This is a genomic window from Tractidigestivibacter montrealensis (assembly GCF_024741235.1).
In the GTDB taxonomy this organism is placed as follows: Bacteria; Actinomycetota; Coriobacteriia; order Coriobacteriales; family Atopobiaceae; genus Tractidigestivibacter; species Tractidigestivibacter montrealensis.
This window is the reverse complement of the sequence record NZ_JANSKA010000008.1, coordinates 1-12,560: the sequence shown is the minus strand read 5'-3', so window position 1 is coordinate 12,560 and position 12,560 is coordinate 1. Positions and strand designations below refer to the sequence as shown.

The window sequence follows — 12,560 nt, the reverse complement described above, 5'->3', positions numbered from 1 at the left end:
GGTTAGAGCTCCTCACTGTCATCGTCTACCCCACCGGAGACAACATTCATCCCGAGTGCGCTCTCGCTAGAGTTCCTGCCACTCAGCTTGTAGTAGATAAACGCAATAACAGCACCAAAGAACGCGGCACCGAGGGTGTCAACCTTCAGGAACGCAGCGAGCCCAAAGCCCAAGAAGAGGAACGCACCAAACTTCTTGTCCCAGGTAAGCTGGATGAGCATCGCGACACCAAGGGCGGGCAGGATGTTGCCGGACTGGGCAAGGCCGTTCTGAATCACGGCCGGAATCATGTCCACAAAGGACGTAATGAGCCCTGAACCCAGGACAAATCCCAGGAAGACAGGCACGAACTTGAAGAGGAAGTAGACAACTGCCCCACCCCAGTTGCAAAGTTCGATACCGCGGTAGTCCCCATTGGCAGCACACTTGTCCGCGCGATGAGCAAAGAACGTATTCACCACGGGCGCAGCAATATCACAAAGCTGGGCAACAACGGCAATCGGAATCGCAAGCGCGAGCGTCGTCTCGTAGGATGCCCCGGTGCTAATGGCAAGCGCTGTTGCCAAGGCCGAGCCCACGACGACGTTGGGTGGAGTTGTTGTCCCTATTCCATTCAGGCCCATCCACACGAGTTCGAGCTCGCCGCCAATTGCAAGCCCCATTCCCGGATTTCCCATCACCAGGCCAACCAGCGGGCCGATGATTATCGGTCGGTCAAGCATGTGCTGACCGCCGATGCGGGACTCCATGTAGACCGCCGCCGCAATTAATGCGACAAGAAGACCTTGAAGTACCTGGCTCATTGCTCCCCCACTCTCCTCAGCAGCAGTGCTCTCTCGCAATCATGAGTTTTTTCGAATTAACGCCGTTACTTCTCGAGGGCTTTCCCCATATCGGAGAGCGAGGCCTTCTCTAGGGCAGGGTTTGCCTGGCAGAAGACGTCTACCCCCTTCTGGGCGAGCCTCTTCGCTGCCTCGTACTCCTCTTTGCTTACGTAGACCCCTGGGATGACGAGCTTGTATGTCTCACCTTCTTTCTTGACGATTCCCGCAGTCCCAATGTCAAGGACCGTGAACTTGTGGCTTTCGTCCAGCAGCGAGTAAACACGCTCCGCATCCTCCACCGATGCGGTGATCAGCAGAATCCTCTTGCTATCATTGATTGGGTTGTTCAGCGCCTTCGCGGATGACTCAACGGACTTGATGAACAGCTTTACGCCGGCAGGCTTCGCCAGACGCATCGTCTCCTTCTTGAAGCTGTCTGTTGCCGCGCAATCATTTGCGACGAGAATGGTCTCTGGCGCCACGCTCGACGTCCACGCAACCGCAACCAGCCCATGAATCAACCGGTCGTCTGCTCTGGCCAATGCAATCATCTTGCTACCTCCAAACGATACGCTACGAACACCACCCGCCTAGTCGAGGTGCGCGAAGGCGATGCGGTTTGCGGGCTTGTCCCTCGTATTGATGCCTGCGGAAATGCAGTTACGGGCCGCAATAATGTAAAAAGGAAGAATCATTGCAATGGGACTCAGTTCCTCAGAGAAGTCTCCACCTAGGCAGAGCGACTTGTCCCCAAACTGGCCGAGATGCGACCCGGAAGTGATCACAAATACGTGCTCAGTAATCTGGTTCTTCTTGAACCAGTCGAGAAACACCGGGATACGCTTAAGGCATTCTCCAGAAGGTGCAACAAAGAAGACGAACGTGTCCTCATCCAGCGCGTAGTGCGGACCATGAATCATTTCCTCAAGCTCATAGCCGCGTACCGGCTTTCCAAAGGTCTCGGTGAGTTTTAACTCCGCCTCTTCAGCAGTGCACTCGTTTACGCCATACGAGCAGACATACGCTCTTCCGAGTGACTGGAGCTCATCGGCATGCATGGAGTACCAATCCTCAGCCTGCGCAATGAGCCCATCAAACTCCTCCGAAAACCGCCTTGCAGATTCGTGTCGTGAGAGGAATTCTTCCTGCGCCAGGATCCCTCGCGTGCGACCTAGGTCAAGCGCAATGAGGAAGCCCTCGAACAGCGTTGCGAGGTATCCACGAGTCTCGACGTGCACCACCTCATGGCCAGTGAAGAGGCGAATGGCATGGTCTGCCTCCTCCACCACGGGACTGTCCATGACATCGGTCAGCGCTATGGTAGACGCACCTGCCTCGCGCGCCCTGCGAAGCACATCAATCGTCGAGACGCTCGTACCAGACTGCGAGACGCCAACGTAGAGAATCTGGCTCGCCCGATAGCCGGAGCAGGCAACGTCAACCTTTGGGTCGGACCGGGTGGGATATGCGGCATATGATGCGATGTGAGAGAACCTACTAATCATCTTTGCGATGTAGAGGGAAGCATTATAGCTTGTGCCGGAACCCACGAAGTGAATCTCTTGGATGTCGTTGCTTTCTATCACGCTTCGGAATGGCGAGACAAATGCGTCCTCGTTCTCCAGGACATTTCGAAGGGCATTCCCTCCGTCATGGATATAGCCAATCATCGTAGGGTCTTCGAGTTCGGTGATCATCGTACCTCCAAGATTGTCTAGTCCGATGTATACTTATGTATATACATATAGTTCGCCTACTATGCAAGAACATTTTTGAAGCATTCCGCAAACGGCATAGCTGCGAGATGAAAGCAAAGAAATAAAGGTATATACATAGTCAACCGTGAAACGATTATGTTACGTGCTAATGTCATAGCGTCCAATGTGGCCTTGAACCGCGAGGGCAATGGAGGAGCAGTGTCAGCAAAGCCGAAGTATCAGCAGGTCGAGGAATACATCCGAGGTCTTATTTCCGCTGGCAGGATATCAGTTGGTGAAAAGATACCAACTGAACAGGAGCTATGCGATCAGTTTGGCTTTTCTCGTATGACCATAAATAAGTCGCTCAACAACCTCGCAAGCAGTGGCTATATTTCAAGAATTCCCGGGAAAGGGAGCTTCGTTACCGCACAGCACGTAAGGAAGAGTCTCCTTGCAGGAGACAGCTTCACCGAAGACATGCAACACATTGGGATGAAAGCGGGATCAAAACTCCTAAGTTACGAGGTTCTTCCTGCTTCCCAGTTCCCAGTTGCGTCCCAGAAGCTATGTTGCAATAGCGAAGAGCTCATTCACCACTTTTTGAGGTTGCGTACTGGCGACGGTAAGCCCATAGCCATAAGTGACACATACGTATCATCACAGATAATTCCAGCCATAAGTGTCGAAGCTCTCAATGAATCCTTTTATGCCTATGTGAGAACACTGGGCATTCACGTTGCCGGATGCGATATGGAGATAAGCGCAACACTTCCTACGGAGGAACAGCAACGGCTACTTGGCCTCGACGATGGGGCAATACTGCAAATGACGCATGTGACTTACGCAGAATACAAAGGAACAAAGGTCCCGTTTGAGTACATCACCACGTACTACAACGGAGACCTATATTCATACCGGTTCGAGATGTAGGGGTCAATAACAAGGCGTCGTTATTTCGGAATGTAGGCTGCCTCGAACAGTCTCGCCAAGCAGATTGGCCACAGGCCAATCCGGGCCTACAACGCTGACCAATCGAGACGGGCGTTGAGCAACGGCCTCCTCTCTCTAGGCTGAATAGCGTAAGCGGAAAAGGCCAAGTGCCATTCCATCAAATATTTAGCCAGAGAATCCGGAGCATCACACATACGACCCTCTGTCACATCAGCGAGAGAGCAACCGTCATGCTCAGAAGTGAAATAGGAATTGAGAGAACGTTTGCCAATGCTACGGATCCCTTGTCAAGACAATACTGTTCGGCAAACACGACGCTCATCGCTGCGACCGGTGATAAGCAGAGCACAATGAGCGTTTGCCTCTCAAAAAGTGATATCGGTATCAGAAATAGAATTCCAATCTCAATCGCAACTGCCGCAAGTCTAATGAGCAGAATTTTGATTGACGAAAAGACACAGCTAATTGAATTGTCTGCAGGTAGGACTATAGAGGTTCCAATGACTGCCATAGCGACTAACGGGTTTGCCGCGGCACACTTGTCAACGATAGGCATGATTTGATTTGGCATGGAGAGACCAACTATGCAAAAAATGAGCATTACAAGATATGTCATAACTGGAACTGACTTCACCAACGATTTGCATATCACCATAGGAGAAGTTGAAGATGAAGAATCAGTCTCTTTCGCAATGAACAACCCGTTAACCCCAAGGCACATGAGCGAGTTCCCTATATCAAAGACACTCGTAATAACCAGCGCCTCCGAACTAAACAAACCACTGACAAACGGAATTGCGAAGTTTCCGATATTGAAGCCAGATGTACCCGCCATTCTCTCTGCAACAACCTGAGAATGGGTATCCGAAAGCCTCGAAAGGACAAGCGGTATCAAGTTAAAACAAATTCCGAATAATATTAGATGAAAATAAGAAAGGTCTATTGTTTTCCCATTTAGATTTTCTACTATAGTTGCAGGCAAGGTGATGCCGACCATGATTCTAGACAAAACATGGTCGGCATCCTTCGGGAGATAGCCGCCCGCCTTCAACGCAAGCGTCAGTGCAATCAAGCATGTATAAGTAACCGCACTAACCCAAGGGCTAACCATCTCTCAGACCTATGCTCCTGTTTCATCAAGGTTTCTTTTTATCGATGCGTCCAAAAATGCCATTTCGTCCTCGGAGAGAGTAAGGGAGTATGCCCTGGCGTTTTCGCGAGCCTGGTTGACGTTCGTCGATCCAACAAGTGACGTCGTAACAAACTCCTTGTGAGCCACCCAAGAAAGTGCAACATGGGAGAGGGGGCATTCGTGTCTTTCGGCAATGATGTCCATATCTTGTAGCAGACGCTGAATCTCGGAGAACATCGGCTCTTTGAAGTACGGATAGAACGTATAGCGGATGTCCTTTTCGCTAAAGTGCGGGAGTTCCCTATAGGACCCGGACAATATGCCCGCGCCCATGGCACCGTATGCCATTGTCATGAGCCCGTGGGAGTGAGACCACACAAGAAGATCCTCTGCCGACCGATTGACCATAGAATATGGGAGCTGTATCGCATCTATCTCGGCAAACTCCATGCATTCTTCAAGCTGCCTGCGATCTACGTTGCTCACTCCGATGTGCTTAATTTTCCCCTGGGCCTTAATCTCGTTGAGCGCATCCATGGTTTCGGACACCGGGACCACCGGGTCGGGATAGTGCATGATATAGAGGTCGATATGATCAGTTTCAAGCCGATCGAGCGATTCATCAATCTCTTTCATGATGTCTTCGCGGCTGTTGTTAATGATTCTCTTCCCAGTCTCGGCATCGTTGTAGTTGCCAAACTTCGTTACTAGGAAAACCTTATCCCTGTACCCATCCCGTAATGCCTTGCCAACAATCGTCTCCGAAGCACCGTGAACGCCGTAAACCGGTGCAGTATCGACGACGTTGACTCCGTTATCGATGAGAACCCTCAGCGCGTTAATCGCATTGTCCTCCTCGACCTGACCGTACACGAGGCCATAGGCATTCTTTCCACCGAGGGACCATGTACCGGCGCCCAGAGCAGATAGAGTGGCCTGACACTTTTCGTTATCTGTATATAACATTACCCATCCCTAGTCGAGCTGCTGCTTATCCGCGAGAGTGTACTGATATCTTCCCGAGGACCCAATTAAATCCATGTAGTACTCGATATAAGCCTGCATATCCCTCTGGGCGCCGCTCATTAAATCCAACCAATCCGCCGAAGGGTTGCTTGCAAGCGCCCGTGCAACCGAGTCTCTACCAACTGCGAACACGTCGGTGCAGACGTTAATCTTGTTAATACCGCAATCGACGGCCTTTCGGATGTTTTCCTCTCCGGACCCCGAGCCACCGTGGAGGACGAGCGGCAACCGAAGCGCACTCTTCAGTTCCTTTAGTCGAGCGAAGTCGAGCTTTGGGACAAATCCGGCAGGATACTTGCCGTGAGCAGTTCCAATAGCGACCGCAAGGGCGTCAACCTCAGTCTCTTTTACAAACTGGACTGCCAAGTCCACATTGGTGAAGTAATCGGTTTTCTCCCCATCCCCGGCACTGGCCTGGCCGACATGGCCCAGTTCGCCTTCGCATGCGCACCCCTGGTTATGAGCCATTACAGAAATCTGCTTAGTAATAGCAAGATTTGCCTCGTAGGTGAGGGCAGAGCCATCAAACATGATGGAGGTAAAGCCCGCATTCAAGGCAGCGACAATGTCGTCATACTCTTTTCCGTGATCTAGGTTTAATGCAATGGGAACGGGAGCCGCGGAAGCAAGATTGACAATCATTGGAACCATGGCGGCTAAATCCGCATGAAGGTGGAACTGCCTGGGAGAAATGTTGATTATCACTGCAGATCTCTTCGAACTGGCTGCGGCCACAACAGCCTCAACGTTCTCCATGTTGCAACAGTTGCATGCCATTACCGCATAGTTCTTGCTGTCGGCATCCGCCAATATTCCCCTCATTGAAACAAGCACTTTGATACCCCCTAGACAATTCCAAGAAGAGCGAGGACGATGGCAAGCGCGAGCACTCCGACAAGGATGAGGTTTTGGTTGACTCGCTTCTGCATGAGGCGCAGGCAGCCATAGGTGAGGCCCAGGGGTACAAGGCCCTTGAAGACGGCATCAAGGTAGCTCTGCAAAGTAACAGGATCTGCGCCAACGATAGGAAACTCCACAATGGATGTGAACTTTACGTTAGCCGCTGTCATTCCGCCAATCATCATGAGACCAATAATGCTCGCGCACTTTGTGAAGACGTCAATGAGGCCGTCCTTACTAATCTCAGAAATAAAGCTCTCACCCATCGTGAAGCCTGCGAACGTAAGCTCGTAGCGGCAAATGATTGCAGGGATGTTGTAGATCAGCAGGAACAGAATCGGCCCGAGGATTGATCCGGAGGAAGCAAGGCTAATTCCCACGCCAGCGGCGATAACCCTGAGCACGCCCCAGAAGAATGAGTCTCCGATTCCCGATAGTGGCCCCATGAGGGCGGTCTTGATGGCCACGATCGACTGCGGGTCGAAGTCCGGATTCGTGCTGTTTTCCTTTTCCATTGATGCGACAAGGCCCATGCAGTAGGTTCCAATTGCCTGGGTGATGTTATAGAACATCGCATGGCGAATTAGGGCCTGTCGGTGTCCCTCGGGGTCGTCCTTGTAATAGCGATTGAGAGCTGGGAGCATTACCCAGATGAAGGCTGCGCCGTGCTGACGGACCTGGCCGCCCGAACGACCTGCAAAGATGGTAAACGAGCGCCAGAATATCTTGGTGAGCATCTTCTTGTCTTCTGGCGAGAGATCGCTCTTCTTGATGATGTCACTCATGATAGGAAGTCCTCCACTTCGTCACTCTCGGAAGATGCGGTCCCCTTGTTTTTCAAGGATTTCTTGAGATTCATTAAATCCATATCCCTAGACGCAACTGCCGCAACGATCACGATTCCGATTGCACACACGGCAATGAGCGGGAGCTGAAGGTAGATAACAAGGATGAAGCCAAGCAGAAAATAGGGTGCGAGCTCCTTGCTCCAGAGCATCTTCGCAAGAATAGCGAAGCCCACGGCGGGCATGAAGCCACCCGCTGCCTTGAAGCCCCGCATCACTACGTCGGGAATTCCCGATACAAGAGCCGAGACGGCTTCCTGACCGGCAAGCACACCGAAAAACATGATCAGAGCAAAGATTCCAAAGCGAAGTCCCCATGCTCCAAAATTGATTCTTGTAATCGCCTTTACGTCATCGCGCTCGGCAGCAGCGTCAATAAAGGGAACGAAAGCGTTAAACGCGACGTTGTTGATGGCCATTGAGACAAATCCCATCAGAACGCCAATTGGGACCGCAAGTGTCAAAGCAGCATCGGCATCGATTCCGCTCGAGAGTACAAACACAACCGCGAAAACCGTCGCTGAGGCGGGCTCGGCGGAGACCTGACCACCAATGTTTACTGCACCCATGAAAATAGCCTCAAGGGCGGCGCCAACCATGATGCCAGTCCGCATGTCACCCAAGAAAAGGCCAGCCACCATTCCGACTACAATCGGTCGTTCTATCATGCACTGGCCGAACATCCAGTTGCCGGCATAGCAAATGTAATACGCAAGTGCAGCCAAAAGTGCTGTGGTAACTGAGGATTCCATTTTCCCCTACTTTCCCGCGTCTTTAATTAGCTTTGCTACTGGAGTCTTCGGGTCAATCGGAACGACCTGCGCGTAGGTTGGAACTTCCGATGCTGCAAGTTCCTTTAGGTCGGCGAGTTCCTGGTCGTTTAGCGTAATGCATGCATTGAGCTGCGTCTTGTTGGGTGTGCTGTCAAACCTCCCAACGTTTGCGGCATTCACGGCTTCTACTCTGCCAGGACACTCCTTTACAATCTTCAGCGCATCATGAACGCAGTTCGTCAGGACGAACATCGGCACATCTTTTGCTCGCGGGTCGTTAAAGACCTTTACTGCGTCATCGACAGTCTTGACTAGCAGCTTAATCCCTGATGGCAGCGCCATCTGGAGAGTCATTCTTGTTACGTCGTCGGTCGCTGCATGATCGTTAGCTACGACAATGTGCCGAACGCCAAGTTCCTTTGACCATACGAGGGCGACTTGACCATGTATGAGCCTGTCGTCAACTCTAATCTGGGAAATCATGCCATTACCCCCTTAGAAAAAGTCGTCTTCTCTGCTGCTACTGCTGTCAAACGATGTCGGCATCTCGATCAGCTGCACCTTTGCCTGATCGACTATCTCGTTTAAGACTTCCTTTGTGAGCGGTCTATCCTCAAGGAAGACGGCAAGCGCGGTAATCAGGTTGGTTCCGGAGATGAGAAATATGTTTGGTCTGCTAGTGCGTAACGTCTGCATTACCTTCTGATTCACGCTGCCACCAACGATGTCAGTCAAGATGACTCCCTCGTCCTCCGGGCCCACAGACTCCAAAAACTCCGCGATGCTCTTCGTGTAATCCTCCCCTCCCTCCTCTGTATAGGCATTTATCGTGTCGATGCCGGCAGACGTTCCAGTAAGAATCTCAATGGAACTTCTAAAGCCATTAGCCAGGTATCCATGAGTGGCTATGAGCAGCTTCCGTGACATGCCTGTTCTCCTCAGTAATCAGATTTTCGAACCGCAATCGATATTGATTAAGTCGTAGAGGTAGTTGATTTCCTCGGCGGGCATTTTGACCCCATATGCTATGGAAATGTTCTTGAAGCTTGAGACGACCGCCTTCACAAAGTCAGGGTGATCACGCGCAAACACATCTGCGCCCCGATACTCGATGATGTCCTTTGTTACCAGGCGTTCCACAAGATATCCGACATGAATGTACATTCGCATTGTCATGCGATAGGAGAAGTGAGCTCCAATGTTCTCCTGGAGGCTGTCAACCGCAGCCGAGACGGCCTCCATTAGCGAATTCGGCTCGAGAATGGTCAGGTGCTTCATCAGGTTTTCGAGCGAGAAATTCTTAATCAGATTCTGCTTTAAGATTGCAACCTCTCCTGCAGTTAAATAGTTTCTCAAGTTAATACCTGCAGTACGAGCTGCATCTGCATCTACGATTTCCTCAAGCGAGACGAACTCAACTCCGCTGATGTTTGGATTGTTCACTCCAAAGGCGAACAGGATATCCTTTCCCTCGAGCTCCGGGATGACATCGCCGCAAGCAAGTGCCATGTAGTCGCACGGAATCAGGTCAACATCAATGCTTCTTGGAAGGCTCTTTGCGAATAGGTCGGCAAGCCTGGCAGCGGCTGGAATACCGTTCTCAGAGGTAAATACTATGCACGCACGGACGCTAGGACATTCTGATATTGAGTACTTTACTGCGTCCCTTGACTTCTCCGCCGTTTCCCTCAGCACATCTGCCATGGGCTGATTTGAAAGTATCTGCTCTCCAGCAGCCAATGCCATCGGCGTCGAAACGCCGTTTAGCACTCCGACGTTGACCTTGAGTGTTTCGCTGAGACATCTACCGATATCCTTCAGACTCCCCATGTCGACAAGGACGACAAGGTCTGACTTGCCTGGAAATCGAGACAAATGTTCTTTTAGCTTGTCTGCAACCTGGTTTGCCGATATATCAAGCGGCATGTCAATTGCATCAAATACATGACTCTTTAGAAGTGCGTTTGCGGAATCGGCAATACTACTGGCCGTTGAGTAACCATGCGCAGCAATTATCCCTCGGCACTTTGCAGACATCCTAAGCGAGCAAGCACGAAGAAATAGCGTCCCGATCATCAGACTGTTGGCATCTAGCTTAAGCCCGAGGTAATCATGAAGATCATTTGCGACGTGGCTCATCACTTGTGTCTCGTCAATCAAACGCTGTCCCACAATGAGGCGCGCATCCCTTAAGCTTCTGCCCATACGCCCTTGCCATTCGGATGCCGCCAATTGGTTAGACTTGAAAAAGAGCATGCTGTTGGAAAGATGGGCTCCAAAACTCACCGGAACATAGCATCCGAGACGTTCAAATGAACCGTTGATGACCTTTCCGGCAGCATCGCCAACTGAGCTTCCAGCCAAAAGGTGCTTTCTATTGCGCATCAAATATTCAAAGTAAGCGGAGAGATGGGCAAAGGTCTCTTGCGACAATGCAGAAGAGTCAGTCACTCCGTTGTTCTCAACATCATTCACGACGTTGGTCAGCAACGAGAATCCCTCGCTGCCCTTCGACACCAGGTCATACCTTGCAACGTCAACGAGCACAGGCTCCTCTGGCATATTCTCGTACGATGCTTTCCCATCGAATAAACCGGGGGCATGAATCGAGTAGATCTTCAGAGCCTGGCCGGACTCGCCTTTGTCAGCTAGGGCATTTGCACAGGCAATAGTGGCGTCAAGCTCAAGGCCCACCAGCCCATCCTCATATGTCTTAGACGCCAACTTGTGAAGAACAATGCTGCTGACAAGTACCCGTCTTCCAATTTTGTTGGACTCTTTATTGAATGCCTTAACCGCAAGTGCTTCGCGGTCTTCCAAGCTCCGATCCACAAAACTTGGCATGCACGCAATCATCGGAATTTGTTTTGCCCATGCATGTGACATAACCTCATCGGGAGTCGACGTACATTCGAAGAAAAGTCGAGAACGACTCTGAGGAACAGCCGACGGCTCCTTCTCATGGCCGTTACCAAAGTACGAGAGCAGCGTACTCCAAGTCGCTGAATCAATTGCCTGGCTATTGATTACCCAGAAGAGGGAGTGCGGATGCTTGGCCAGCATACCTTCGTCGCTGTCCTTCTTGCCAAACAAAGTTACGAGAAGCTGGGAAGGCTCTTCATATGATGCCGCATCAAGCGTAAAACCCGGCATCCCCCCTTCGATGATGCGCTCTGAGACGCACCACTTTTCAGTTGCTTTGCGAATGCCAGATCTTCCGCTGCCAACACTCCCAACGAGAAGAAGGGGCAGACCACGAGGCGGATAGCAAGCAGCAGCTTTTATCTGGGCAATTACATGCCTGAGGGTGGTGCGAGCTCCGATAACATCCTCAAAATCATATTTCATTCGAGAGTGGCTTGATATCCAATTGATGAGCTCCTGAACACTAAGAAAGTCATCGCTTTGAAACTCGACCTGATAGCGTTGCTCTAGCGCTTTCTTGGAGTAGAAAAGGGCGGGTCTTCCCGAGACCTTGACAAGCAGGCCATCCGCATGCAAGGCGTTTAAATACTGACTTGCTAGAGTTCGACTTACAAACAGTTCAGAGGCAACGCTAGACGCTTGAAACAGCGACTCATCAGAGATGACGGAGTCCCGGGTTCGGCGGTCAAGCAACTCATACACTTTGTTTTTACTGCTCTGCATGTGGCTCCTTTCTTGGTGCATACTCTGCATCGGCGATTCAGTTCAAGCCTGCTTCGATGAGATCCTTAGTCACTAATTCCCACACAGGGTGGCGTAAACGGTTATCTGACGAACAACCGCCAGTTCTGTTGAAGTCATATCGCGAGTTTGTTAACAGGAGAGAAGCTGACAAACAAATTAGGCCTAGGAAAGTTGAAGAACGTCATGGGCGATGGTATCAAACCATCAATCAACTAAGGTTCTCGCATACCTTAGGATTTCACCTCAAGGCACGCCACCTGGCGAGTAATACCTTTGCGTAGGACAATAATCGACATCGAGGAACGGGCGTCGCTGGTTCGAGGCTTTTCCGGACGGTTGCATGCCGAATGTTGGTGTCAGGCCACCCGGAGTGGCGAGGTGGAGGCACGCAACAGTTCCGACGCCGAGAAGAACCACAAGGATAAGCTACGGGACTATTAGTCTCTGGTTTGCTGGCTGAGGGTAGTACCGCTTTTCAGTGCGGGATAGCCTCGGCTCTGAGCACGCAAAAGTTTCGCGTTTAGGCATGCAGCCACACCGACCACCGTCGGCTACTGCCCCTCCGCGAGGACGGGACGCACGGCTTCCACGCCGCCGAGCCCGGCCTGCTCTGCGTCACCGACGTCACCGAGTTCCGGCTGGATGGCTTCAAGGCCTACCTCAGCGCGGCCGTCGACTGCTTCGACTGTATTCGCTAACGTAGGAGTCGACGGAACGCTCAGCAGGTTTTCGACACTTCG

At 51.4% G+C, this 12,560-nt stretch carries 13 protein-coding genes; 1 reads left to right on the top strand and 12 read right to left on the bottom strand.

Translation table 11 applies throughout. The annotated features are described in order from the left end of the window. Nucleotides 1-2: 2 nt before the first annotated feature. The 3 genes from NVS32_RS10045 to NVS32_RS10035 all read right to left on the bottom strand — a co-directional run bounded on the left by NVS32_RS10045 (nucleotide 3) and on the right by NVS32_RS10035 (nucleotide 2,521). Complete coding sequence (locus NVS32_RS10045; RefSeq protein WP_258499690.1) at nucleotides 3-803, bottom strand: PTS mannose/fructose/sorbose/N-acetylgalactosamine transporter subunit IIC; 801 nt, start codon at nucleotides 801-803, stop codon at nucleotides 3-5. 65 nt (nucleotides 804-868) lie between these two features. After that, entirely contained in the window at nucleotides 869-1,375 is a 507-nt protein-coding gene (locus NVS32_RS10040) for a PTS sugar transporter subunit IIB (protein WP_258499689.1), read from the bottom strand. A 39-nt stretch (nucleotides 1,376-1,414) separates the two neighbouring features. Next, nucleotides 1,415-2,521, bottom strand: a complete 1,107-nt coding sequence (locus NVS32_RS10035; RefSeq protein WP_258499688.1) for an SIS domain-containing protein — start codon at nucleotides 2,519-2,521, stop codon at nucleotides 1,415-1,417. Between the two features lie 219 nt (nucleotides 2,522-2,740). Here NVS32_RS10035 and NVS32_RS10030 point away from each other — a divergent pair, with 219 nt between their 5' ends. Next, nucleotides 2,741-3,454 carry a GntR family transcriptional regulator gene (locus NVS32_RS10030; RefSeq protein ID WP_258499687.1) on the top strand — a complete coding sequence of 238 codons (714 nt, stop codon included), beginning with the start codon at nucleotides 2,741-2,743 and terminating at the stop codon, nucleotides 3,452-3,454. Nucleotides 3,455-3,680: 226 nt separating this feature from the next. Here NVS32_RS10030 and NVS32_RS10025 read toward each other — a convergent pair whose 3' ends face one another. The 9 genes from NVS32_RS10025 to NVS32_RS09985 all read right to left on the bottom strand — a co-directional run. After that, entirely contained in the window at nucleotides 3,681-4,586 is a 906-nt protein-coding gene (locus tag NVS32_RS10025; RefSeq protein WP_258499686.1) for an AEC family transporter, read from the bottom strand. Between the two features lie 9 nt (nucleotides 4,587-4,595). Beyond that, nucleotides 4,596-5,573 (bottom strand): aldo/keto reductase, encoded by a 978-nt coding sequence (locus NVS32_RS10020; protein ID WP_258499685.1) that lies wholly within the window; start codon nucleotides 5,571-5,573, stop codon nucleotides 4,596-4,598. Between the two features lie 9 nt (nucleotides 5,574-5,582). Next, entirely contained in the window at nucleotides 5,583-6,467 is an 885-nt protein-coding gene (locus tag NVS32_RS10015) for a class II fructose-bisphosphate aldolase (RefSeq protein ID WP_258499684.1), read from the bottom strand. A gap of 11 nt (nucleotides 6,468-6,478) precedes the next feature. Next, a complete protein-coding gene (locus tag NVS32_RS10010) occupies nucleotides 6,479-7,318 on the bottom strand; it encodes a PTS system mannose/fructose/sorbose family transporter subunit IID (protein WP_258499683.1) in 840 nt (279 codons plus the stop codon). Further along, nucleotides 7,315-8,130: a PTS mannose/fructose/sorbose/N-acetylgalactosamine transporter subunit IIC gene (locus NVS32_RS10005; protein WP_258499682.1), complete on the bottom strand. Its 816-nt coding sequence runs from the start codon at nucleotides 8,128-8,130 to the stop codon at nucleotides 7,315-7,317. Before NVS32_RS10005 ends, NVS32_RS10010 begins: the two co-directional genes overlap by 4 nt. Before the next feature lie 6 nt (nucleotides 8,131-8,136). Continuing rightward, the gene (locus NVS32_RS10000) at nucleotides 8,137-8,634 is read right to left on the bottom strand and encodes a PTS sugar transporter subunit IIB (RefSeq protein WP_258499681.1); all 498 of its coding nucleotides are present in this window, start codon (nucleotides 8,632-8,634) and stop codon (nucleotides 8,137-8,139) included. Between the two features lie 12 nt (nucleotides 8,635-8,646). Then, nucleotides 8,647-9,078, bottom strand: coding sequence for a PTS sugar transporter subunit IIA (locus NVS32_RS09995; RefSeq protein ID WP_258499680.1), 432 nt, complete (start codon nucleotides 9,076-9,078; stop codon nucleotides 8,647-8,649). Between the two features lie 18 nt (nucleotides 9,079-9,096). Further along, nucleotides 9,097-11,799, bottom strand: a complete 2,703-nt coding sequence (locus NVS32_RS09990) for a PRD domain-containing protein (RefSeq protein ID WP_258499679.1) — start codon at nucleotides 11,797-11,799, stop codon at nucleotides 9,097-9,099. Between the two features lie 572 nt (nucleotides 11,800-12,371). After that, nucleotides 12,372-12,560: hypothetical protein (locus NVS32_RS09985; RefSeq protein WP_258499678.1), on the bottom strand; the 189-nt coding region annotated here is incomplete at its 5' end.